We start from the raw sequence: 21086 nt of genomic DNA on the forward strand, positions 1-21086 counted from the left end.
GTGGTTCTCTCTTTCGTTGTCGCGATGCTGCGGGTGCCTGACGGACGCCGCCCCGAAAGGAGGCCGACGAACCGCAGGAGAACGGGACTTCACTGCGGTGGCCGCTGCGCGGCCGGACACTGCGCGGGGGGTGGGGTTCATGACGAGCCGACCGATGGCGTCGCTCGTTGGGCGGCGGGCGTGACTGCCCGCTGACAGATGAGAGATCAGGTGTTACGACGGCGAGGGGGATGCGTTCCGCAGCCGGTCGGCGAACGACAGCAGCGCGGTGAACTGCTCCGTCAGGCCCGACGGACCCGCGTCGGGGTCCTTGAAGTAGAAGCCCAGCTCCGGGAGCGGGCCGGACAGGCCCGCCTCGTGGGCGCGGGCGACCAGGCGGGCCAGGTCCAGCACGAGCGGTGCGGCCAGGGCCGAGTCGCAGCCCTGCCAGATGGTCTGCAGGATCATGCGCGAGCCGAGGAAGCCCTCGAAGGCGACGTGGTCCCAGGCGGTCTTCCAGTCGCCGAGCACGGGTACGTCGTCGATGTGCACCTCGCCCTGCGGGGTGTGCCCGAGGGTGTCGGCCAGGACGCGTTCCTTGCCGGCGTTCTTCGCGGCGGCCGCGCCCGGGTCGGCCAGCGCCGCCCCGTCGCCGCCGCCCAGCAGGTTGGTGCCGGACCAGGCCCTGACGTGCAGGGCGCGTTGGACGAACATCGGGGCGAGCGCGGCCCGCAGCAGCGTCTGGCCGGTCTTGCCGTCGCGGCCCGCGTGGGGAAGTCCGGCGGCCGCGGCGGCTTCGGTCAGGGCCGGGGTGCGCAGCCCGGTGGACGGCGTGAAGTTGACGTAGGGACAGCCGGCTCGCACGGCGGCGGCCGCGTAGAGGGAGCTGGCCGGCAGTCGTACGGCGTCCGGTGCGGGCAGGGGCTCCGTGGAGGAGACATTGACCACGACCACGCGGGCCAGTGCGTGGCGCTCGCGGAACGCGGTGAGGTCGGCGGCGAAGTCCGCGATGAGCTCCTCGTCGCCGCGCGGGTCGTCCGGGAGAGGGCCGCCGATGCGTATCTCCTCGTCGGCGGCCCGGAGTTCGGCGCGTACGGCGGGGGCGAGCCCGTGCGGCAGGACACCTGCCTCGGTGAGCTGTTCGGCCCGCTTGGGCAGCGGGCAGTGGGCGGTGTCGTGGCCGCCGAAGACGAGCGAGGACAGGGCCGGCAGGTCGGTGCCGTCGAACGGCTGGGTTTCGGTGACCATGCCGGTCGGCGCGTGCAGTTGGGCGGTGACCGCCGCGCATCCGGTGACGGCGGTGGTGGCGACCGATCCGCGGGCTCCGACGAACCAGACGCCGGTGCGCGCGGTGCGCTCGCCGGTCCGGGGCTGCGATGCGTTCCCGTCGTTGTTCACGAACTGCCTCCCTGCCATGTCGCTGTGCCGAGGTGGTGTGGAGGACGGTGGGTGGGGGCTCGGAGGCCTCCCGCCCACCGCCGGCATATGGGCGGCTTTGGCCGCGGTCCGGGAGGGCTCTTCCCGGGTGGACGCGGTTACGGCGTGCGGGTGAGCGGCGAAGGGCCGCGGGGGTGAAGTGCGGGATACCTGGGGGCTCTTGGCCCTGCGCGGTGCGGGACGTCCTCGGTAAGTCGGTCTCGGGGGGCGGGGGTTCGGCCGTACGACCTGTCGGCGCCGTCAGTGTCGAACCACTGTGTGGTTCCTGTGCACGAAAGGGACCGTAGCCCCGTTCGTCTGTGGCGGGAACCCCTTGTGCACGAAGAAAGCGAACTTCTTCCAGGATGAGGACAAAGCGGAGTTGGGGGAGGCAACCCCGCTTCAGCGTCCGTCAGTTGTCGCCACCTGCGAAAGCGGCGTCGAAGGAGGTGGTCGGGGGCTCGAAGTCGTACGCCTTGAGACTGCGCAGCGCCTCGGGAGCGCCCTGGAGGCGGTCCATGCTGGCGTCCTCCCACTCCACCGAGACCGGCCCCTCGTAGCCGATCGAGCGCAGCATCCTGAAGACGTCCTCCCAGGGCACGTCGCCGTGTCCGGCGGAGACGAAGTCCCAGCCGCGGCGCGGGTCGCCCCACGGCAGATGAGAGCCCAGGCGTCCGTTGCGGCCGTCCAGGCGCTTGCGGGCCTCCTTGCAGTCGACGTGGTAGATCCGGTCGCGGAAGTCGTACAGGAAGCCGACCGGGTCCAGGTCCTGCCACACGAAATGGGAGGGGTCGAAGTTCAGGCCGAACGCCGGCCGGCGATCGACGGCTTCCAGGGCGCGCTGGGTGGTCCAGTAGTCGTAGGCGATCTCGCTGGGATGCACCTCGTGCGCGAAGCGCACGCCCTCGGCGTCGAAGACGTCCAGGATCGGGTTCCAGCGGGCCGCGAAGTCCTCGTAGCCACGCTCGATCATCGCCTCCGGCGCCGGCGGGAACATCGCCACCAAGTGCCAGATCGCCGAGCCGGTGAAGCCGATCACCGTGTCGACGCCGAACGCGGCCGCCGCCCGCGCGGTGTCCGCGATCCGGGCCGCCGCCCGCTGCCGCACCCCCTCCGCATCACCGTCACCCCAGATCTCCCCGGGCAGGATCGCCTGATGGCGTTCGTCGATGATCGCGTCGCAGACCGCCTGCCCGACCAGGTGGTTGGAGATCGCCCAGCACTTCAAGCCGTACTTGTCGAGGAGTTGGTGACGCGACTTCACATAGCCGGGATCAGCGAGGGCCTTGTCGACCTCGAAATGATCGCCCCAGCAGGCGAGTTCGAGACCGTCGTAACCGAAGTCACGAGCCAGCCGACAGACCTCCTCCAGGGGAAGGTCCGCCCACTGACCGGTGAAGAGCGTGAACTGGCGCGGCATGGTGCCTCCGTGCGGGGTTCCTGGCGGGCTGCTATCGGACTTCGGCCTCGACGGCCTGGACGAGGGTGTAGACGGAGTTCTTCTCGGCGCTCTCCTCCACCGCGGCGAGCACCCGCTGCACCTGGAGCCCGTCCGCGAAGGACGGCATCGGATCGGTGCCGGACGCGATGGCCTCGACGAGGTCGCGGGCCTGGTGGACGAAGGAATGCTCGTAGCCGAGGCCGTGGCCCGGCGGCCACCAGCCCTCCAGGTAGGGGTGGTCGGGCTCGGTGACGACGATCCTGCGGAACCCCGCGGTCGCGGCGGGCTCCTGGTGGTCGTGGAAGGACAGTTCGTTGAGCCGCTCCAAGTCGAAGGCGAGCGAGCCGAGTTCGCCGTTCACCTCCAGCCTCAGGGCGTTCTTGCGGCCCGACGCCATCCGGGTGGCCTCGAACACGCCGAGCGTCCCCGAGGAGAACCGGCCGGTGAAAACGGCCGCGTCGTCCACCGTCACCGGCCCGCGCCGAGAGCCGCCGGCAGCGGTCAGGCCGGAGGAGGCGCCGTCAAGCCGCGGCCGTTCCTTGATGAAGGTCTCCACCTGGGCGGAGACCCCGACCAGCGCCTCACCCGTCAGATACTGCGCGAGGTCGACGATGTGCGCGCCCAGGTCGCCGAGCGCCCCCGACCCGGCATGCTCCCGCTGAAGCCGCCAGGTGAGCGGGAAGTCGGGGTCGACCAGCCAGTCCTGGAGGTAGCTGACCCGCAGGTGGCGCAGGGCGCCGAGCCTGCCCTCGGCGATGAGCCGGCGGGCGAAGGTGAGGGCGGGCACGCGCCGGTAGTTGAAGCCCACCATGGCCAACTGCCCACGGGCGCGGGCCGCTTCGGCGGCGGCGACCATGGCCTCCGCCTCGGCGACCGAGTTGGCCAGCGGCTTCTCGCACAGGACGTGCTTGCCCGCCTCCAGTGCCGCGATGGCGATCTCCGCGTGGCTGTCGCCCGGTGTGCAGACGTCGACGAGTTGCACGTCGTCCCGGGCGATGAGGGCGCGCCAGTCGGTCTCCGCGGCGGCCCAGCCGTGCTTGTCGGCCGCCGCCCGCACGGCGTGCGCGTCGCGGCCGGCGATCGCGGACAGGACCGGCCGCAGCGGCAGGTCGAACACGTGCCCAACGGTGCGCCATCCCTGTGAATGGGCGGCGCCCATGAACGCGTAGCCGACCATGCCCACGCCGAGCGTCGGCGGTGCGGTCCGGTTGTCCCTCTGTTCCATACGGATTCCTCCTCGTCGGAGTGTCACTGACTCATCGCTGTGCTCGCGCGGGGCTCGCGGCCCGGCCCGGTCAGATGAAGCCGGTCGGCAGGTACTGGTCGACGTTGTCCTTGGTGACCACGGCCGAGTAGAGCGTCAGCGAGGACGGGATCTCGAACTCGGCGAGCCCGCTGACGCCCTTGCTCTGGCCGAGGGCGCGGGCGAGGTCGATCGCGGAGGCGGCCATCGTGGGCGGGTACAGGACGGTCGCCTTGAGGACGCTGTTGCCGGCCTTGATGGCGTCCATCGCGGACTTGGCGCCCGCGCCGCCGACCATCAGGAAGTCGTCGCGGCCGGCCTGGTCGATGGCCCGCAGCGCGCCGACGCCCTGGTCGTCGTCGTGGTTCCACAGCGCGTCGAAGTTCGACTGGGCCTGGAGGAGTTGGGCCATCTTGGCCTGTCCGGACTCGACCGTGAAGTCGGCCGCCTGGCGGGCCACCTTCTTGATGTTCGGGTAGTTCTTCAGGGCGTCGTCGAAGCCCTTGGTGCGCTGCTGGGTCAGTTCGAGGTTGTCGAGGCCGGCGAGTTCGACGACCTTGGCGTTCTTCTTGCCCTTGAGCTGCTCGCCGATGTAGTGCCCGGCGTTGAGGCCCATGCCGTAGTTGTCGCCGCCGATCCAGCAGCGGTACGCCTGCGGGGAGTTGAAGATGCGGTCGAGGTTGATGACGGGTATCCCGGCACGCATGGCCTTCAGACCGACCTGGGTGAGGGCCTTGCCATCGGCCGGCAGGATCACCAGGACGTCGACCTTCTTGTTGATCAGCGTCTCGATCTGGCCGATCTGCTGGGCGGTGTCGTTGGAGCCCTCGGTGATCTCCAGGGTGACGTCGGAGTACTTCTTCGCCCGCGACTTGGCGTTGTCGTTGATGGCGTTCAGCCAGCCGTGGTCGGCCTGCGGGCCGGCGAAACCGATGGTGACCTGCTTGCCAGGCTTGTCGTCGGCGACGGGGGCGTTGTCCGCGGCCGGTTCCTGGTCCTTGGTCTCGTTGCTGGTGCAGGCCGTCAACAGCGCTCCGGCGGACACGGCTGCGGTGCCGAACAGCAGTGCTCTGCGGCTGGTGGCGGGGGTTCTTGCCATGGTGGATCGACCCTTCGACTGGGCAGTGTGCGGCAGGACGGGGTGGCGGGGGGCCGGACGGCGGTGTCAGGTGCCGCCGTCCGGCGGTGTACGGCACGGGCGGCGTCCGGGCGCCGGCGTGCGGCGAGCGGCACGGGCGGCGTCAGGCGGCTCCGTGCGGCGTACGGCGCGGGCGGCTTCAGGCCTCTCTCCGCGCGGCGTACGGCACGGCGGCGTCAGGCGTCTCCGTGCGGTGAGCGGCGCTGGACCAGGACGGCGGCCACGATGATGGCGCCCTTCGCGATCTGCTGGACAGCGGTCTCGAGGTTGTTCAGGGCGAAGATGTTGGTGATCGTGGTGAAGATCAGCACGCCGAGGACGGAGCCGACGATGGTGCCGCGGCCACCGCTGAGCAGCGTGCCGCCGATGATCGCCGCCGCGATGGCGTCCAGCTCGTAGAGGTTGCCATTGGTGTTCTGGCCCGAACCTGCGAGCACGATCAGCATGAACGCGGCGATGCCGCAGCACAGTCCGGACAGCAGGTACAGGTACAGCCGTTGGCGGCGGACGTCGATGCCGGCCAGACGTGCCGCCTCCGCGTTGCCGCCGACCGCGACGGTGCGCCGGCCGAAGGTGGTGCGGTTGAGCAGCAGCCAGCCGATGACGGTGACCGCGGCGAAGATCAGGACGAGCGGCGGGATGCCGAGGACGTAGGAGTCCCGGCCGCCGAGGTCGAGCACCGACTGGACGGTCACGACCTGGGTGCTGCCGTCCGTGATCTGCAGGGCCAGGCCCCGGGCGGAGGCGAGCATGGCCAGCGTCGCGATGAACGGGACCATCCTGCCGTAGGCGATCAGCAGGCCGTTCACCAGTCCGCAGCCCACACCGACGATGACGGCGGTGAACAGGATGCCGGCGAAGCCGAAGTCCTGGGTGGCCACGGTCGTCGCCCACACCGAGGCGAGCGCGACCATCGCGCCGACCGACAGGTCGATGCCGCCGCTGGTGATGACGAACGTCATGCCGACGGTGACGACACCGATCACGGACGCCTGGGTGAGGACGAGTTGGAGGTTGCTGGTCGCCAGGAACTCGTCCGGCGCGGTGATCCCGCCGACCGCGACGAGGACGGCGAGGACTCCGAGCAGGGACAGCGTGCGCACGTCCCACCGCAGTGCGGTCAGGCGTGAACTCCCCTTCTCCTCCGCGGATTCGGCGGCGGACGTCGGCGCGTCCTTCGGCGCCGCGGTGGCCGGCTGCGTCATGACGTCGGGCTCCCTTCCATCACAAGATCGAGTACGCGGTGCTCGTCGAGCTCCCGGGCGTCCGCCGTGCGGACGACGCTGCCTTCGCGGAGCACGAGCACCCGGTCGGCGAGGCCCAGGACCTCGGGCACCTCGCTGGACACGAGAAGTACGGCCAGGCCCTCGTCGGCCAGCCGGCGGATCACGGCGTAGAGCTCGGCCCGGGCGCCGATGTCGACGCCCCTGGTCGGCTCGTCCAGCAGCAGGACCTTGCAGCCCCGCAGCAGCCAGCGGGCGAGCACCGCCTTCTGCTGGTTGCCGCCGGACAGGGTCCTGATCGCGGTGTCGGGGTTGTCCGGCCGCAGGGACAGTTCGCGGACCGCCTGGTGGGTCGCGGCGCGTTCGCCGCGCCGGTCGATCCAGCCCGCGCGGGCGAACCGGGACAGGGTGGAGACCGACACGTTGCTGCTGACGGACTCCAGCATCAGCAGGGCCTGTGCCTTGCGTTCCTCGGGCGCGAGGCCGATGCCGGCGCGCACGGCGGCGCGTACGCTCCCGGGGCGCAGGGGGCTGCCGTCGACGAGCACCCGGCCGGCGTCGGGTTTGCGGGCCCCGTAGACGGTCTCCAGGATCTCGCTGCGCCCGGACCCGACGAGTCCGGCCAGACCGACGATCTCCCCGGGCCGCAGTTCCAGGTCGACGGGTGCGAACTCCCCTCGCCGGGTGAGCCCTTCGACCTTCAGCACCGGCTCCCGTTCCGCGGCGAACCTGGCCGTGGGGCGTTCGGGGAAGACGTACTCCACGTTCCGCCCGGTCATCAGGGCCACGACCTCTCGGGTCGGGGTCGACTCGGCGGGCAGGCCGCCCGCGACCGACCGGCCCTCCTTGAGGACGGTGACCCGGTCGCCGATGCGCCGGATCTCCTCCAGGCGGTGCGAGATGTAGATGACGGCGACGCCTTCGGCGGTCAGATCGGCCACGATCCTGAAGAGGTTGTCGACCTCTTCGGGGTCGAGCGCCGCCGACGGCTCGTCCATCACGATCAGCCGCACCTCGTGGGAGAGCGCGCGGGCCATGGAGACGATCTGCTGCTGGGCCGCGGACAACTCGCCGACGAGCCGGGCGGGTTCGATCTCCGAGTGGCCGAGGCGTTCCAGCAGCTGCGCGGTCGCGGTGCGGGCGGCAGCGCCGCGCACGACGAATCCGGCGGAGGTGGGTTCGTGGCCGAGGAAGACGTTCTCGGCCACGGACAGGCCCTCGATCAGGTCGAGTTCCTGGTAGATGGTGGCGATGCCGAGGCGCATGGCGGCGATCGGTGACCCCAGGGTGACGGGCTCGCCCCGCCAGGTGATCTCACCGTCGTCGGGCTGGTGGGCTCCGGCGAGCACTTTGATCAGGGTGGACTTGCCGGCGCCGTTCTGGCCGAGGAGGCAGTGGACTTCACCGGCCTCGACTTCGAGGTCCACACCGTCCAGGGCGCGGACGCCCGGGAAGGACTTGGTGATGCCGGACATGGTGAGCAGGGGTGGTTGTGGTGCCATGAGGAATCCCCTCGGCGGATGCGGGCCGTGAGTGGGCAGGGCTGGGCTGGGCGTGGAGGAGCCGAGCAGGGCGGGGCAGGCCTTGACGGGCGTGCGAGCAGAGCGGGGCAGGCCTGGCGGCCGTGCGAGCAGGACAGGGCAGGCCTGATGGCCGTGCGAGCAGGGCGGGACGGTCGACCGGCGCGACGCGCGATGGTCACAGCGGTGCCGTGGACGGTGCGGTGGTGGCCGTGAGGCCGTTGTCAGGGTGTCTCGGGATTGCCGAGGCACCCTGGGGTGTGCGGTGTCACCGGCAGGTTTGCGATGACACTTGATCGATGTGATGTCACACGTGTGGTGCTACGTGCGCCGGTCAGGCCGGCGAGAAGACGTGGTCACTGATGAGGCGGGCCGCACCGATGGCTCCGGCCACCGGCCCCAACTCCCCCAGTACGATGGGCAGGTTGCCCGTGGCCAGCGGCAGGGACTGCCGGTACACCTGGGTCCGGACACTGGCCAGCAACGTGTGACCGAGCCCGGTCACACCTCCGCCGATGACCACCAGGCCGGGGTTGAAGAAACTGACGAGTCCGGCGACGACCTGTCCCAGACGTTTGCCGCCCTCCCGGATGAGTTCCAGAGCCACCGTGTCCCCCGCCGCGGCGGCGGCCGACACATCTGCGGCGGTCAGGCTTCCCGCTGTCTCCAGCCGGGTGGCGAGGTACGCCGACCGGCCCTCGCGGGCGGCCTGTTCCGCGTCCTCGGCCAGTGCGGCGCCGCTGAAGTGGGCTTCCAGGCAGCCCCGGTTGCCGCAGGCACAGGGCCGCCCGTCGGGCACCGCCTGAATGTGTCCGATGTCCCCCGCGCTGCCGGTGACACCCCGGTGGACGTCCCCGCCCACGACGATCCCGCAACCGATACCGGTACCGATCTTGACGCAGAGGAAGTCGCCCACGGAACGGGCGACACCCGCGTGCTGCTCCCCCATCGCCATCAGGTTCACGTCGTTGTCGACCATCACCGGACAGCCGAGTTCCTGGCTGAGCGCCTCCCGCACCGGGAAACCGTCCCAGCCCGGCATGATCGGCGGCGCCACCGGCACACCCTCGGGAAACCGGACCGGCCCCGGAACACCGATACCGGCGCCGTCGAAACCCTCCGCGAGCCCCGCCGCCTTCAACTTCGCTGCCATGGACAGGACTTGCTCGAACACCGCGACCGGACCTTCACGGACGTCCATGGGCTGGTTCAGATGCCCCAGGACCTCCAGTTCCGCGTTGGTCACGGCGACATCGATCGATGTGGCGCCGATGTCGACACCGAGGAAGCGCAGTGTCGGCGCGAGCCGGATGTTGTGCGACCGCCGGCCGCCGCGGGACGGGGCCAGCCCGTCCGCGACCACCAGTCCGGTCTCCAGCAGCCGGTCCACCTCCACGGCCAGCTTCGAACGGGACAGATCCACCAGGTCGCCCAGCTGGGCGCGGGAGTTGGACCCGTTGTCACGCAGCAGACGAAGCAGCCGCGCCTGATGTGCGTTCTCAGGCCGAGCAGTCATCCGTCGCACGGTCCCTCCTCTCCTCACCCACGGCCGGGAACCCGGCGCCGTCTCCACTGACCGCGCCACCAGGCTGTCGGAGAGGAACGTAACAACCATTTTCCAGACTGGGAAGTACTTACGCACGAGTAGGGGCCATCTTTTTCCACACTCAGGACAAAGTCGGGGCGACGGGCCACATCGAGGGGACACAGAAAGCCGCCGCCCCCTGCGGAAGGGGACGACGGCCCTGGTCTCAGGTGTCGTAGCAGAGGCAGCGCGGGGCAGTCAGTCCCCCGCCGGCCGGGAGGTGGGCCTGCGCAGCAGCCACCGCCAGAACCCCCGACGCGGAGGCCGCACCACCACCCTGCCGTGGGCCTTCTGCCCGACCAGCTCCACACGCAGCCGGACCGGTGTGCCGTGCGGCGGCGTCTGCATGGGGCGGTGTTTGAGCTTGCAGTGGATCAGGGTCAGCCCGTCGGTGTCGATCTCGACGCCCGGCCCCGTGACCAGCGTCAGGGTCTTCCCCGTCATGGCGACGTCGACGTGCAGGGTGCCCTGTGTGATCACGGCCTCGGTGAAGTCGAGGGTGACGTCGCACCAGCTCACAGCGAGCTCCAGCCGCCGCGGCAGCACCCACCGTCCCGCCCGCTCGACCGCCCCGCTGAACACCTGCTCGATCCGGACGACGTCCTTGGGTACCACGACCCCGGCCGCGGCACCGCCCGCCGGGGCCGACGCGACGGGCAGATCCGCGGTGAGCCCCGCCAGTTCGCTCAACGTCCGCGCCGACAGGGCGACTTCCAGCCGCTCGTCCAACTCGTCGGCCGTCAGCAGGCCGTCCCCCGCGGCGATCCGCAGTACGTCCACCACCCGGTCCCGGTCGGCATGAGAGGCTCGCAGCTCGGGCGACGAACCGGGGCCGGAGCGCTGTCCGTTGGGGGCCATCTCTCCCGACATGCTTCCGTCCCTGCTCCTGTCCGACGTCTCCGCGTCTCCGCGCAGCGCGGGCAGCGGCGATGCACGGCATACGGCATCCATCATGCCGAGGCCCGCGTACGACGACAACGGCGGCGACCCGGGCGCCTGTTGACGGGGGTGCTGGCGGCCTGAGGGGCTACGGCGCCAGAGTGCGAAGGACGCAGAACTCGTTGCCCTCCGGGTCCGCCATGACCACCCAACTCCGGTCCGGGCCTTGGCCCACGTCCGTCCTGGTGGCGCCGAGGCCGAGCAGTCGGGCCACCTCGTCCTCGGTACTGCGGTCGATCGGACTGACGTCGAGGTGCAGCCGGTTCTTCACGGCCTTGTCCTCCGGCACCTGGACGAACAGCACAGTGGGCGGCATCTGGCGCGCCCGGACCTCCTCGACGGTCGGCACCCAGGAGCCGATCTCGACCTTGCCCTCGCCCCGTTCGATGACCTTGAAGTCCAGGACCTCGCACCAGAAGGCCGCCTGCCGCTCCGGGTCGTGGCAGTCAACGGCCAGTTCGGTGAACCTACTTGTCATGACGCTCCCCGGTAGTGCGGACGGAGGCTCAGAGTATGGCCAAGGGATCACTGAAGGTGGGTCCCTTTTCGGCGGCCGCGTGACGGCCCGTAGACTCCCGGTGTGGCATTCATGAGCATTCCGCACTGCTGCTTCCTGTGATCGGAAGGCGTTGAGGGCGAAGCCGGACGGCATCGCCCCCGCTCGGTGTGCCTGCCGCGTGAACCACGTTCCCGAAGCTGCCCGTTGGCAGTGACGCCGTTGAGGGCGCGTACAGGCACGGCCCCATCCCATTCAGCCCTGCCAGGAGTGCCTCGTGCCCGCGTTGCTTCCCCCTGCCCTCGAACGATCCCTCGACCTGCTGCGCTGCCCGACCTGCCGCGGGCGCCAACTCCACCCCAGCCACGGCGCGTTGCGCTGCCCGGTGGGCCACACCTTCGACATCGCCCGCCACGGCTATGCGGGCCTGCTGACCGGCACGCGTGCCACCAGCGGCGACGACGCGGCCATGGTCCAGGCCCGGGACCGCTTCCTGGCCACCGGCGCCTACGAGCCCATCCGCCAGGCCGTGGCTCGCCTGGCGGCCGGCGCCGCGCCGGAGCGGGGCACGGTCCTCGACGTCGGATGCGGCACGGGCTACTACCTCGCCGGCGTACTCGACCATCTGCCGACCGCCCGTGGACTCGGGCTGGACACATCGGTGCGCGCGCTGCGCTCGGCGGCCCGGGCCCATGACCGAGCCGCCGCGGCGGCCTGGGACGCCTTCCGTCCCTTCCCGTTGGCCGATGGAGTGGCCGACGTCGTCCTGAACGTGTTCGCCCCGCGCAATCCGGTCGAGTTCCACCGCGTACTGCGCCCGACCGGCCGCCTGGTCGTGGTGCGCCTCACCGGACGGCATCTGGCCGAACTACGCCGCCGGCTGCCGGGGATGGTGACGATCGACCCCGGCAAGGAACAGCGCCTGCACCGGGCGCTGGCCCCCCGCTTCGAGGCCGTCGACACCGAGCGGATGGAATACCCCCTCCCCCTGACCAGGACGGCGGCCCGGGACTTGGTGGCGATGACACCGAGCGCGTGGCACGTGAGCGACGCGGATCTCGACGACGTCGGCCTACTGCCCGACCGCCTCACCGTCTCGGTGCTGGCCACCGCCTATCAACGGCGGTAGCGATGCTCGTTCCCCGGATAGGCTGACGGCCGCGAACGACACAACAAGACTCGGTCCGGTCGGACGAGGCGAAAGGCAGGACGCTGATGACCTCCGGTCCCGGACTGGGCTACCACCCCGCGATGCTCGCGCTGCGGCTCGTGCTGGAGGTCACCGCGTTGGTGTGCTTCGGATACTGGGCCTGGCACGTCTCCCCGCAGGGGCTGCGGTACGTCACGGTGGTGGCCGTACCACTGCTGGTCGCCGCCGCCTGGGGCGTCTTCGCAACCCCCGGCGACGAGTCCCGCTCCGGAAACACCGTCGTGGCGACCGCCGGCCCCCTGCGCCTGCTGCTCGAACTCGCCGTCTTCTTCGGCGGCGCGGCAGCCCTATACACCGCGGGGGCCCACGCCCCCGCCCTGGTGCTCACGCTCGTGCTGGTGGCCTACCACGCCGCTTCCTTCGACCGGATCGCGTGGCTGTTCCGGCACTGACGCCGACGTCACGTCGTACCACCACAGCGGTGGCCCCCATCCAGGGACTGGTCGATCGCTACGAACTCCAGGGCGGCCGCTGCCCGTTGGGGGTGCTCGACACCGGGATCGAGCGTCTGCGGACGGCGTCGGACACTACGCTGCACACGTGATCGAGGATGCGAACATACGTCTCGCCGACCTGCTCGACCGTCGCTCGGACGGGCACGAGCCCGCGCCGGAGGCGGTGCTCGCCGCGCTGTTCGAGGGCGGGGTGTTCGTCCCCGTCACCGAGACCGGATCGGTGGTGTTCCTGCCCGCCGACGACCAGCCGCCCACCCTGCTCGGCTTCACCGACGCGGCGCTCGGCGCGCGACTGCTGCCCACGGCTGCCGGAATGGTCCACTGCGACGCGGCGCGGCTGAGGGACATCCTGGAGAAGACCGGCGTCGCGGTGCTCGGGGTGCGCTCCGGGAGCGGGCAGGCGGTCTTTCCCGAGCAGGTGCTGCGGGACTGGGCGACCCACGGGCCCGGTGCGGAGATGGAGCTCAGCTGGTCCACCGACCCGGTGGCGGTCGCCCTGCGTGACGCACTGGCCCGGCGGATCCGCGAGTTTCCCGCCGTCCGCTCGGTGTGGGTGGCGCAGGTCCGGTGGCGGGTCGGCGGCGACGAACACCTGCTGCTGCATGTCGCCGTGGACGAGGAACTGCCCTCGGCCTCCGCCGACCGGCTGATGCAGGTGCTGCTGCGCGAAGAGGTGCACCTCGGCCCAGAGCACCCGAAGGTCGGCATGCTCGCCCTCCACACCACCACGCACGCCGACACGATCGCCCAACTGGACCGCCAGGGCCTGGACACGGTCCGCCACGACGCCGAGTCGGGACAGGTCCAGGTGATCTCGCGCGAGTACGACGCCCCGTCGACGCCCCCGGCGAGCGGCTCGGCGCAGCAACCGCGAGCCAAGCGCCGCTGGTTCGGCCGCGCCTGACCGAGCGCTCCCCCGCTGCGCACTGATTCGACAAGATCCGAACGACTGCGCCGCCGCGCATACGAAACTGCGCGGCGGCGCATCTATTTACGCTCGCGGTCCCCGTTGCCCGACCGGGCCGAGGTCAGGCGGGGGTGATGTTCTCCGCCTGCGGGCCCTTCTGGCCCTGGGTGATGTCGAACGTGACCGCCTGGCCCTCCTGCAGCTCACGGAAGCCGGAGGCGTTGATGTTGGAGTAGTGCGCGAAGACGTCCGGACCGCCGCCGTCCTGGGCGATGAAGCCGAACCCCTTCTCCGAGTTGAACCACTTCACGGTTCCGCTGGCCATGTTGATGCCTTTCCGTAGACGTCAGGAACCGCGCCGCGCGGCCCTGGAGGTGATCGTCCTGGTCCAGCACTGCACAGCAAAACGCCCACGCCAAAGCGCGGGCAGGTACTGCGAACCACGACAGCCGAGAGTGACGCTACACGGCGAAACGGATCATCACCAGAGAGCAACAACTTTGAAATCCCGCCAATGGGCTACGGCGGCATCACGGCTGGCTCATACGGCAGTTGCCGCTTCGGCCTCAGCAAGGCGTGCGAAACGGGCGCGGGAACCCGGTCCAGCGCAGGTCCTCGGGGAGGTGGCTCATGTCGTTGAGGACCAGGACACTCGCGGGCCGGTCCGGGGCGTAACGGATGACGGTGAGCGCGGCGTTGCCGTGGTTCAGTCCCGTCCAGCGCCAGGCCGGGGCGTCCATCGCGGCGCGCACCAGCCAGGCGATGAGAAACGCGTGGGTGACGACAAGCTCGTGCCGAGGCGCGTCCCCCTCATCGACCGGCCCGGTGAAGTCCCTGAGCGCCTGGCGGGCGAGCTCCGCACCGCTCGCCCGTTCCTCGGCCGTCACCGACGCGAAGCGCGCCACGATCGCGTTCGCGAACTCCGAGGGAAGCTCATCCCGCTCGGGGACGTACGGCACATAGTCGCCGGCCGCCCGGGACTCCCGCAGCGGCACCGCACCCACCTGCTCCCCCACCAGCCGTGCCGTCTGCGCCGCACGGGGCAACGGACCGTGGTGTACGGCGGTCAGCGGTACGCCGTGCAGGCGCTTGCCCAGCAGCTCGGCCTGCCGTCGCCCCGCCGACGTCAGCTCGTTCTCGTCGGGTGTGGCCTCACCATGCCGCGCGAGATACAGGTATCGATCTTGCATGCCGAGGTGGACGCCACCCCGCAAGCCCTCGGTTCCCGCCCGCACGGAATCCGTTTCACACGCACGGCACATTTGCGCGAGCATGCCGGAGTGACCTTGGTGTGCTGCTTCGGGGAGGCCTGATGGATACGCGTCCCGAGCCCCGGCTGATCCTGCTGTGCGGGCTTCCCGGTTCCGGGAAGACGACGCTGGCCAGGCGGCTGGCCGAAGAGATTCCGTCGGTACGTCTGTGCCCGGACGAATGGCTGGCCGACCTCGGTGCCGACCTGTTCGACGAACCCATGCGCGACCGCCTTGAGAGGCGGTTCTGGCAGCACACCCAGGACCTGCTGAGGCTCGGACAGACGGTGATCCTGGAGTTCGGGTTCTGGGGACGTGCTGAGCGGGACGAGAAGCGGGTGGCGGCGCGCGCACTCGGCGTCCGCGTCGAGCTGCACTACCTCGCCGTGCCGGTCGACGAGCTGCACCGCCGTCTCGAAGCCCGCAACCGGAAGGAGGAGCTCGGGACCGTCCCGATCAGCCACGAGCTGCTGGAGCAGTACGTGAAGCTCTTCCAGGCGCCCGGCGATGATGAGCTCCGCCTCTTCGACGACCCCCCTCCGGGCCGCCGTGGATGACCCGATCCGGCAGCCGCGTTCTACTCCGCCGCGAAGGTGAGGGCACGGGTCAGTTCCGGACGGCTGAGGACGTCGGTGCTGTCGGCGAACTGGTCGATGGCGCCGATCGCGGGCAGGGCACGGATGCCCGCGTCGGTGATGCGAGCGGTCAGCGCCGTCGCGAAGCGTTCGGCATGGAGCACCTGGAACGGTCTGGTGTGGTACGGCCGAGTGGTGGGGTCGACGACGTCGGTCAGGCCGAGCCGGTTGTGTGCGTCCGCGACGGCCTCGTAAGCACGTACCAGGTGGCGCTCACGGGTACGCCAGTCGGTGGCGGCGAGGGCCGCGGTGAGCACCGGGGTGAGCGCGGGCGCCTGGGGCGTGCGCGCGAAGGCGCTGCCGAGCCACTTGCTGTACGGCGGGTACCGGCGGTCCATGAGCAGACAGAGCCGCATCAGATCACGCACCAGACGGGCGGTGACGACGGCGGAGCCGAGTTCGTCGCCGACCTCGCCGCAGCGCCCGACGAAGGCTTCCTCCTGGGAGACGCGCCGCCACTGGCAGGCGAGGAGGTGGAGCCAGAGGTCGTGGGGGTACCAGTCGAGGTGGGCGCGGGCCGGGGCGAGTTGACCGAGTCCGTCGTGGAAGACGGCACCGGCCGTGACCTCGGCGAGGCGCTGCGTGGGGGTGGCCAGCCAGTCGGCCAGGGCGACACCCTCGCGCGGGTCGAAGCCGAGCTGCCGGGTGAACCAGACGGCAGGGTCGGTGACTTCGATCCGGTGGTGAACCGGTCCGTCCGTCGCCCGCATGACCCGGATGCCTGCCTCACCGGTGGGCGCGAAGTGGGTCGGGTATCCGAGGAAGGTCTTCGGCAGGCGTTCGCCCAGCAGTGCCGTGATCCTCACGCCATGACGGTCGACGTCCTCCGGGCTCAGGAAGACCTGCAGGCGGGGTCCCCACTCGTGGTCGGCGGAGCGGTCGGTGTCGAATCCGAGCACTTCCGACCCGCTGCCGAGCCGGGCGGCGGAGTGCGCCACCCCGGGAACGGCCGTGTCCAGCAACGGCCGCACGGCCTCGAAGTAGAAACGACGGCAGAGCTCCAGCCCAGGAACGAAGGACGGCATGGTCATGAGGCAGAGCCTGCCGGATCAGCGCCCGGTGGGTCGAAGGCTTTTCCGTGGACCCGGCGGGCCCGCGGCGGTGAGCGTCAGTCCCGCCTGCCAGGATGCGCGAATGACCTCAACCGGCCGCCCACTCACCCACCATGACGAACCGTCACGCGCCCGCCTCCTGGAGTTGGTAGGCGCCATCGACCCCTGGGACGACCTGGAGCGCGCCCACCTCAAGACCGCCACCCAGTGGATCTCCGGCGGAGCCCCGCTCTACCGCGTGCGCAAGCCGGACGTTCCCGCGATGCACCTGGTGAGCTACTTCGTCGTCCTCGATGACGAACGCGGGCAGCAGTTGCTCGTCGCGCATCGCAAGGCGGGCCTGTGGCTGCCGGCCGGCGGGCACGTCGAGCCGGGTGAGGACCCATGGGTCACGGTGGTCCGAGAGTGCCGCGAGGAGCTGGGCATCGCGGCCAAGGCCTCGCCGATCACCGGCGAACACCCCCTCTTCCTCACCGTCACCCGGACCCGGGGCCAGGGCGCCCACACCGACGTCTCGCTCTGGTACGTCCTCAGCGCCGCCGCCGACACCATCACCTCTTACGACCAGGGCGAGTTCGAGGCGATCCGCTGGCTGACCGACGAGCAGGTGCTGGAGGTGCCGGTGGAGCAGCTTGACCCCCACATGCATCGCTTCACCCACAAGCTGCGACGCGCCCGGGCACCACTGCTCTGACCGTCACGCAGTGCCGGGCGCGGGCCTGTCGCCGTCGAAACCGAGGCCGTGGTGCATCTGATCGGCGATCCAGGCGGTGTACTCGTGCTCGCTCCAGCCACACCCTCGTACCAGCGCCCGGTAATGGGAAGGATCGTTGAACATCCATACGACGTCCACGGCGCGCTCGTGATCGATTCCGGGCGGCGCGGATGCGAGCGCCTCGATGTGGTCGATCACCATCGTGGCGCCGGCGCGCCGGTTGCGCTGCATCGTCTCCCACAGGTCGGCCGGCTCGGGACCTTCGTCGGCTGCCCGCCGGACCACCTCGAAGACCTCTGCGGCACGCCCGCCGATGACACGGCAGACCTCGGCATAGGCCTCGAGGACCGCATACGGCGTCCGCCCCTCCCACACCGGCCGGAACCAGGGACGCTCGGCCACCGGCACCGGTTCGTCGTCGCCCGCCAGTGCCTGGTCCACGACCTCGCGCAGCAACGCGGCCTTGGAGCCGAAGGCGGCGAAGACGGTCGGCCGCGCCACCGCCGCGTCCGTGGCGATGTCGGCGAAGGAGGTGGCCGCGTAACCACGGGCGACGAAGAGCCTGCTCGCCGCCGTGACGATCGCCTGCCGGGTCTGCCGGGCGCGCTGGTCGCGCAGCGGTGAGTCGTACCGGCGCCGCCCGCCGCCTTCCGCACTCCTCTTGACGCCCATAAACCGACATACTAGCGTCATATTCACTAGACGTTGGTCTATCCAACTGCTGTCCAGCTTGGAGGCAGCCATGCCTTCCATCAACCGCCCCTACGTCCTCGCGAACACCGAGGGCGAGGCCCTGTGGTTTCTCGGCAACCTCGTCACCGTCAAGGCCACGGGAGCGCAGACGCGCGGCCACCTCACCGTGGCGGAGTTCCTCAACCCGGCCGGCTTCGCTCCACCCCTGCACCGCCACCTGGAAGAGGACGAGATGTTCTACGTCCTGTCGGGCACCGCCCGCTTCCTGTGCGACGGTCAGGAACTCGTCGCTACCCCGGGGGACTTCGTCCTCCTGCCGATGGGGCTGCCCCACACCTTCGTCGTCGGCTCCGCGGAACCCCTGCGCTGCCTTCAGATCACCACACCGTCCGGCTTCGAGGACTTCGCCGCGGAAGTCGGCGCCCCGGCCCGCGAACGCCGGCTCCCCGACCCGACCCCACTCGACCCCGCGACCCTCGGCCACGCCGCGGCCCGCCACCACATCGAGCTCCTCGGCACGCCGCCGGGCAGCCACCCGGACGCATAGCCTCATCGAGCCCGCCTGAGCAGTTCGCGGTCCACAGGTGCGGCCACGAACTGGTTCGGTCAGAAGCAAGAACTTCGGAGGGCGGGCTACCGGGCGTAGGTGAGAGTTTCTCCGTTCTCGGAGACACGGCGCAGGGTGTCGCCGCTTCCAAGGGTGAGAGTCGAGGTGCTTCCCGCCACGCAAGAAGAGGGCGGAACACCGGAAGTCAGGGTGCTCGGACCGAGCTTCAGACGGTCACCGCCGTCTGACACGGCGGTCAAGGGCGCAGTGAACACGCAGTGATAATTGCCGCTGCCGCTGGGGCCGTCAGCGACAAGGATCAACACGTCGTCACCAATGTGCCCTTGCTGCACGACAAGTGAACGGGTGTGGTTTCCCTCGGTGTTGGAGATGACGGTGCTCCAGCTGCCGAGGAAGGCCTCGGGCACATCGCCTTTCACCACGGCGGAGGAGCTGGGTGAGGAAGAGGGAGTCGGGTCGTCGCCTCCCACGGAGTGTGCTGGTGGTTGCTGGTGGATCAAGGGGCGGAGCTGGTAACCGAACGCGGTGAAGGCGATGGCCAGGACGGCTGCCATCGCGGCCAGCGCGAGAGTATGGCGAGGCCCGCGCTTGCGCGGCGACGAAGGGGTGCCGCTCGGTCCGATCATCACGGGCGCTGCGGGGTCGAGGACGACGGTGAGCCAGGCCGACGGGTCGGGTCGGGGGACGTCGTGGACTGGAGGGCGAGGGTCCAAGGCTGTGGCGGCCTCGGGTGAGGGCGCCGCGAGGGCGGACCGGCGTGCGGTGGCGTCGACTGAACGCCGAACTTCCCACACCCGCGTCGCCGAGGAGGGGGCGTCGACCAGTCGGTAGGAGCGCACGCCCAGGGCAGCGGCTGCGGCCCGGCGTACAAGTCCGAGCTCTACGGGGGCCGTATAGGCGGCAGCCTGCGTGCGACGGCCGGTGGCGCCGAGAGTGGCAGCGGCGGCGCGCCGCAGCAGGCCGGGTCGACTCATCAGAGACCGTCCTGATCGATGGCCGGCCTGTGTAATCGCCCTGGCTGAGAGGAAGAGGAATCCGAAGAGGACGACCGACTCGTCGAAGGCGGTTCGGGCGAGCCGACGCCGCGGCGCTGCGTCGAAACGGTCTCCTGACGTCCGTCCACAACCGTCCCGAAACCGTTCTCGGCTGCGGCCGCCGACTGCGGGGCGTCGGCGGCTGTGGTGACAGCGCCTTCCCCGAGAATCGCCTCAGCCAGACGGGAGCTCTTGAGCTGCACCAGGATCAGGGGTGCCGACGCTCCGGCGGCGAACACCGCGAAGCCTCCGCTGACCTGCCCCGACGTTCCCAGCAGTCCGGCCACCAGAGCCCCCAGGACGATATGGGCCACGGCGGCGATGGTTTCGCCCCCGACGTCGTAGAACGACCCGAACGAAGGCGGACCCTCGGCGCCGGGATCGGCGGTATGCCGGTACTGCTGACGTCCACTCAGCCATTCGTTCATGCAGGTGTAGGCGTGCATGATCCCGCGTACCGCTCCGCCTGCGGCGCCGAGCAGCAGCAGTGTCGCAGTGTTCACGGTGCCCCAGCCCAAGCAGGAAGCCTTCACTGATATCACCACCAAGCCTACGGAGCCAGGGGCTGGAGCGCGGCCAGTTCAGCAAAGCTGAGGGCCCCGGAGCAGCCAAATCCCGGAGGAGAAGGTCCTGTTGGGCGTAGACGTGGCTGTGCAGGCGGGTGCCGTGGTTACTCGGCGTCGAGCTGGTGGTCGGACCAGACGTAGGTTTCCGGCAGCAGGTCGGCGACCGGGACGGCTCGGAGGTGGTCGCCCTTGCCGACGATGACCTTGAGCGCGGGGAAGTAGTCGAAGAGGACCTGGCGACAGCGGCCGCAGGGGGGAACGACTCCGCGGTCCCGGTCGCCCACGGCGACGATCGTGTCCAGGTCGTAGGCGCCCTGGGCGGCCGCCGTACCGATGACGACCAGTTCGGCGCAGGGTCCGCCGGTGAAGTGGTAGGCGTTGACCGCGGTGACGATCCGGCCGTCCGCGGCGCGGGCCGCGGCTGCCATGGTGTGGTTGTCGCCCCGGCAGCGCGTGCGCGCGATGTGCGCTGCGGCCTCGATGAGTTCGTGGTCGACGGGGTGGGTCTGCGTGGTCATCTTCTCTGCCTTCGTCCAGGTGTCACGCGACGTTCGCGCAGGTGACGGCGGTGCGCAAGCGAATATCAGCGGTGCGCCGTTCCGTCAGACGGGTTCACTCCTCTGCCTCGGCAGCGGCTTCGGCCGTCTCCTGGAAGGTGGTGATGGCCTCGCCGTGGTCCCTCGCCCAGTTCGTCAGGACCTCGATGGGCTCGACGAGGGTCTGGCCGAGGTCGGTGAGGCGGTACTCGACGCGCCGCGGTGCTTCGGCGTGGCGTTCGACCAGGCCGTATCGCTGGAGTCGGCGCAGTGTCTGGGTGAGGACCTTGCGGGAGATGCCGCCGATGAGGTCGACGAGTTCGCCGTGCCGGCGGGGCTGACGGCTGAGCCCGTAGATCACGAGCACGGCCCATTTGTCGGAGAGGATCTCGACCGCGAGGCGCGTGGGGCAGTCGGCGAGGAAGGCGGGACCGGCCACGTTCTGCATGGGGATCGAAGGTACCAGGAGGTAACCGACGGCTTCG

At 70.3% G+C, this 21086-nt stretch carries 23 protein-coding genes; 6 read left to right on the plus strand and 17 right to left on the minus strand.

The window, feature by feature from the left end:
* Positions 1 to 213: 213 nt before the first annotated feature.
* From IQ210_RS27990 to IQ210_RS28030, 9 genes are all read right to left on the minus strand, one after another.
* Entirely contained in the window at positions 214 to 1377 is a 1164-nt protein-coding gene (locus IQ210_RS27990; protein ID WP_194081926.1) for an inositol-3-phosphate synthase, read from the minus strand.
* Positions 1378 to 1807: 430 nt separating this feature from the next.
* Entirely contained in the window at positions 1808 to 2815 is a 1008-nt protein-coding gene (locus IQ210_RS27995) for a sugar phosphate isomerase/epimerase family protein (RefSeq protein ID WP_194081927.1), read from the minus strand.
* Between the two features lie 31 nt (positions 2816 to 2846).
* Positions 2847 to 4061, minus strand: coding sequence for a Gfo/Idh/MocA family protein (locus IQ210_RS28000; RefSeq protein WP_194081928.1), 1215 nt, complete (start codon positions 4059 to 4061; stop codon positions 2847 to 2849).
* Between the two features lie 70 nt (positions 4062 to 4131).
* Positions 4132 to 5178, minus strand: coding sequence for a substrate-binding domain-containing protein (locus IQ210_RS28005; RefSeq protein WP_194081929.1), 1047 nt, complete (start codon positions 5176 to 5178; stop codon positions 4132 to 4134).
* A 215-nt stretch (positions 5179 to 5393) separates the two neighbouring features.
* Positions 5394 to 6422, minus strand: coding sequence for an ABC transporter permease (locus tag IQ210_RS28010; RefSeq protein WP_194081930.1), 1029 nt, complete (start codon positions 6420 to 6422; stop codon positions 5394 to 5396).
* Positions 6419 to 7942, minus strand: coding sequence for a sugar ABC transporter ATP-binding protein (locus IQ210_RS28015; RefSeq protein ID WP_194081931.1), 1524 nt, complete (start codon positions 7940 to 7942; stop codon positions 6419 to 6421). The genes IQ210_RS28010 and IQ210_RS28015 overlap by 4 nt, the downstream gene beginning before the upstream one ends.
* Before the next feature lie 352 nt (positions 7943 to 8294).
* The gene (locus IQ210_RS28020; protein ID WP_194081932.1) at positions 8295 to 9476 is read right to left on the minus strand and encodes an ROK family transcriptional regulator; all 1182 of its coding nucleotides are present in this window, start codon (positions 9474 to 9476) and stop codon (positions 8295 to 8297) included.
* Between the two features lie 267 nt (positions 9477 to 9743).
* A complete protein-coding gene (locus tag IQ210_RS28025; protein WP_194081933.1) occupies positions 9744 to 10415 on the minus strand; it encodes a DUF1707 SHOCT-like domain-containing protein in 672 nt (223 codons plus the stop codon).
* Positions 10416 to 10572: 157 nt separating this feature from the next.
* On the minus strand, positions 10573 to 10962 hold the full coding sequence (locus IQ210_RS28030; protein ID WP_194081934.1) for a VOC family protein: 390 nt from the start codon (positions 10960 to 10962) through the stop codon (positions 10573 to 10575).
* A 295-nt stretch (positions 10963 to 11257) separates the two neighbouring features.
* On the opposite strand from IQ210_RS28030, the gene IQ210_RS28035 reads away from it, so the two are divergent.
* The 3 genes from IQ210_RS28035 to IQ210_RS28045 all read left to right on the plus strand — a co-directional run bounded on the left by IQ210_RS28035 (position 11258) and on the right by IQ210_RS28045 (position 13549).
* A complete protein-coding gene (locus tag IQ210_RS28035) occupies positions 11258 to 12109 on the plus strand; it encodes a methyltransferase domain-containing protein (protein WP_194081935.1) in 852 nt (283 codons plus the stop codon).
* A gap of 86 nt (positions 12110 to 12195) precedes the next feature.
* Positions 12196 to 12582 carry a YrdB family protein gene (locus IQ210_RS28040; protein ID WP_194081936.1) on the plus strand — a complete coding sequence of 129 codons (387 nt, stop codon included), beginning with the start codon at positions 12196 to 12198 and terminating at the stop codon, positions 12580 to 12582.
* Between the two features lie 148 nt (positions 12583 to 12730).
* On the plus strand, positions 12731 to 13549 hold the full coding sequence (locus IQ210_RS28045; protein ID WP_194081937.1) for a hypothetical protein: 819 nt from the start codon (positions 12731 to 12733) through the stop codon (positions 13547 to 13549).
* A gap of 124 nt (positions 13550 to 13673) precedes the next feature.
* On the opposite strand, the gene IQ210_RS28050 is transcribed toward IQ210_RS28045, so the two are convergent.
* Both IQ210_RS28050 and IQ210_RS28055 read right to left on the minus strand, forming a co-directional pair.
* Complete coding sequence (locus IQ210_RS28050; RefSeq protein WP_059190954.1) at positions 13674 to 13877, minus strand: cold-shock protein; 204 nt, start codon at positions 13875 to 13877, stop codon at positions 13674 to 13676.
* Positions 13878 to 14118: 241 nt separating this feature from the next.
* Positions 14119 to 14742 (minus strand): histidine phosphatase family protein, encoded by a 624-nt coding sequence (locus IQ210_RS28055; RefSeq protein ID WP_194081938.1) that lies wholly within the window; start codon positions 14740 to 14742, stop codon positions 14119 to 14121.
* 122 nt (positions 14743 to 14864) lie between these two features.
* On the opposite strand from IQ210_RS28055, the gene IQ210_RS28060 reads away from it, so the two are divergent.
* Entirely contained in the window at positions 14865 to 15359 is a 495-nt protein-coding gene (locus IQ210_RS28060; protein WP_194081939.1) for an AAA family ATPase, read from the plus strand.
* Positions 15360 to 15379: 20 nt separating this feature from the next.
* On the opposite strand, the gene IQ210_RS28065 is transcribed toward IQ210_RS28060, so the two are convergent.
* Positions 15380 to 16468 (minus strand): DUF4037 domain-containing protein, encoded by a 1089-nt coding sequence (locus IQ210_RS28065; protein WP_194081940.1) that lies wholly within the window; start codon positions 16466 to 16468, stop codon positions 15380 to 15382.
* Positions 16469 to 16571: 103 nt separating this feature from the next.
* On the opposite strand from IQ210_RS28065, the gene IQ210_RS28070 reads away from it, so the two are divergent.
* Positions 16572 to 17183: an NUDIX hydrolase gene (locus tag IQ210_RS28070; protein ID WP_194081941.1), complete on the plus strand. Its 612-nt coding sequence runs from the start codon at positions 16572 to 16574 to the stop codon at positions 17181 to 17183.
* A gap of 3 nt (positions 17184 to 17186) precedes the next feature.
* On the opposite strand, the gene IQ210_RS28075 is transcribed toward IQ210_RS28070, so the two are convergent.
* A complete protein-coding gene (locus tag IQ210_RS28075; RefSeq protein ID WP_194081942.1) occupies positions 17187 to 17876 on the minus strand; it encodes a TetR/AcrR family transcriptional regulator in 690 nt (229 codons plus the stop codon).
* A 70-nt stretch (positions 17877 to 17946) separates the two neighbouring features.
* Here IQ210_RS28075 and IQ210_RS28080 point away from each other — a divergent pair, with 70 nt between their 5' ends.
* Positions 17947 to 18444: a quercetin 2,3-dioxygenase gene (locus IQ210_RS28080; protein ID WP_194081943.1), complete on the plus strand. Its 498-nt coding sequence runs from the start codon at positions 17947 to 17949 to the stop codon at positions 18442 to 18444.
* Between the two features lie 86 nt (positions 18445 to 18530).
* On the opposite strand, the gene IQ210_RS28085 is transcribed toward IQ210_RS28080, so the two are convergent.
* From IQ210_RS28085 to IQ210_RS28100, 4 genes are all read right to left on the minus strand, one after another.
* Positions 18531 to 19019, minus strand: a complete 489-nt coding sequence (locus IQ210_RS28085; RefSeq protein ID WP_194081944.1) for a serine-threonine protein kinase — start codon at positions 19017 to 19019, stop codon at positions 18531 to 18533.
* A 419-nt stretch (positions 19020 to 19438) separates the two neighbouring features.
* Positions 19439 to 20002, minus strand: a complete 564-nt coding sequence (locus IQ210_RS28090; RefSeq protein ID WP_194081945.1) for a hypothetical protein — start codon at positions 20000 to 20002, stop codon at positions 19439 to 19441.
* 167 nt (positions 20003 to 20169) lie between these two features.
* The gene (locus tag IQ210_RS28095; protein WP_194081946.1) at positions 20170 to 20583 is read right to left on the minus strand and encodes a cytidine/deoxycytidylate deaminase family protein; all 414 of its coding nucleotides are present in this window, start codon (positions 20581 to 20583) and stop codon (positions 20170 to 20172) included.
* A gap of 94 nt (positions 20584 to 20677) precedes the next feature.
* Positions 20678 to 21049 (minus strand): winged helix-turn-helix transcriptional regulator, encoded by a 372-nt coding sequence (locus IQ210_RS28100; protein WP_194081947.1) that lies wholly within the window; start codon positions 21047 to 21049, stop codon positions 20678 to 20680.
* Positions 21050 to 21086: the final 37 nt, after the last annotated feature.

The organism is Streptomyces justiciae, assembly GCF_015163075.1.
In the GTDB taxonomy this organism is placed as follows: Bacteria; Actinomycetota; Actinomycetes; order Streptomycetales; family Streptomycetaceae; genus Streptomyces; species Streptomyces justiciae.

Coding starts and splice junctions, on each gene's coding strand:
- IQ210_RS28070 (WP_194081941.1), top strand. CDS start 16,572: ATGACCTCAACCGGCCGCCCACTCACCCACCATGACGAACCGTCACGC.
- IQ210_RS28085 (WP_194081944.1), bottom strand. CDS start 19,019: ATGGCAGCCGTCCTGGCCATCGCCTTCACCGCGTTCGGTTACCAGCTC.
- IQ210_RS27995 (WP_194081927.1), bottom strand. CDS start 2,815: ATGCCGCGCCAGTTCACGCTCTTCACCGGTCAGTGGGCGGACCTTCCC.
- IQ210_RS28005 (WP_194081929.1), bottom strand. CDS start 5,178: ATGGCAAGAACCCCCGCCACCAGCCGCAGAGCACTGCTGTTCGGCACC.
- IQ210_RS28100 (WP_194081947.1), bottom strand. CDS start 21,049: ATGCAGAACGTGGCCGGTCCCGCCTTCCTCGCCGACTGCCCCACGCGC.
- IQ210_RS28030 (WP_194081934.1), bottom strand. CDS start 10,962: ATGACAAGTAGGTTCACCGAACTGGCCGTTGACTGCCACGACCCGGAG.
- IQ210_RS28040 (WP_194081936.1), top strand. CDS start 12,196: ATGACCTCCGGTCCCGGACTGGGCTACCACCCCGCGATGCTCGCGCTG.
- IQ210_RS28065 (WP_194081940.1), bottom strand. CDS start 16,468: ATGACCATGCCGTCCTTCGTTCCTGGGCTGGAGCTCTGCCGTCGTTTC.
- IQ210_RS28055 (WP_194081938.1), bottom strand. CDS start 14,742: ATGCAAGATCGATACCTGTATCTCGCGCGGCATGGTGAGGCCACACCC.
- IQ210_RS28025 (WP_194081933.1), bottom strand. CDS start 10,415: ATGTCGGGAGAGATGGCCCCCAACGGACAGCGCTCCGGCCCCGGTTCG.
- IQ210_RS28095 (WP_194081946.1), bottom strand. CDS start 20,583: ATGACCACGCAGACCCACCCCGTCGACCACGAACTCATCGAGGCCGCA.
- IQ210_RS28050 (WP_059190954.1), bottom strand. CDS start 13,877: ATGGCCAGCGGAACCGTGAAGTGGTTCAACTCGGAGAAGGGGTTCGGC.
- IQ210_RS28080 (WP_194081943.1), top strand. CDS start 17,947: ATGCCTTCCATCAACCGCCCCTACGTCCTCGCGAACACCGAGGGCGAG.
- IQ210_RS28015 (WP_194081931.1), bottom strand. CDS start 7,942: ATGGCACCACAACCACCCCTGCTCACCATGTCCGGCATCACCAAGTCC.
- IQ210_RS28020 (WP_194081932.1), bottom strand. CDS start 9,476: ATGACTGCTCGGCCTGAGAACGCACATCAGGCGCGGCTGCTTCGTCTG.
- IQ210_RS28060 (WP_194081939.1), top strand. CDS start 14,865: ATGGATACGCGTCCCGAGCCCCGGCTGATCCTGCTGTGCGGGCTTCCC.
- IQ210_RS28010 (WP_194081930.1), bottom strand. CDS start 6,422: ATGACGCAGCCGGCCACCGCGGCGCCGAAGGACGCGCCGACGTCCGCC.
- IQ210_RS28075 (WP_194081942.1), bottom strand. CDS start 17,876: ATGGGCGTCAAGAGGAGTGCGGAAGGCGGCGGGCGGCGCCGGTACGAC.
- IQ210_RS28000 (WP_194081928.1), bottom strand. CDS start 4,061: ATGGAACAGAGGGACAACCGGACCGCACCGCCGACGCTCGGCGTGGGC.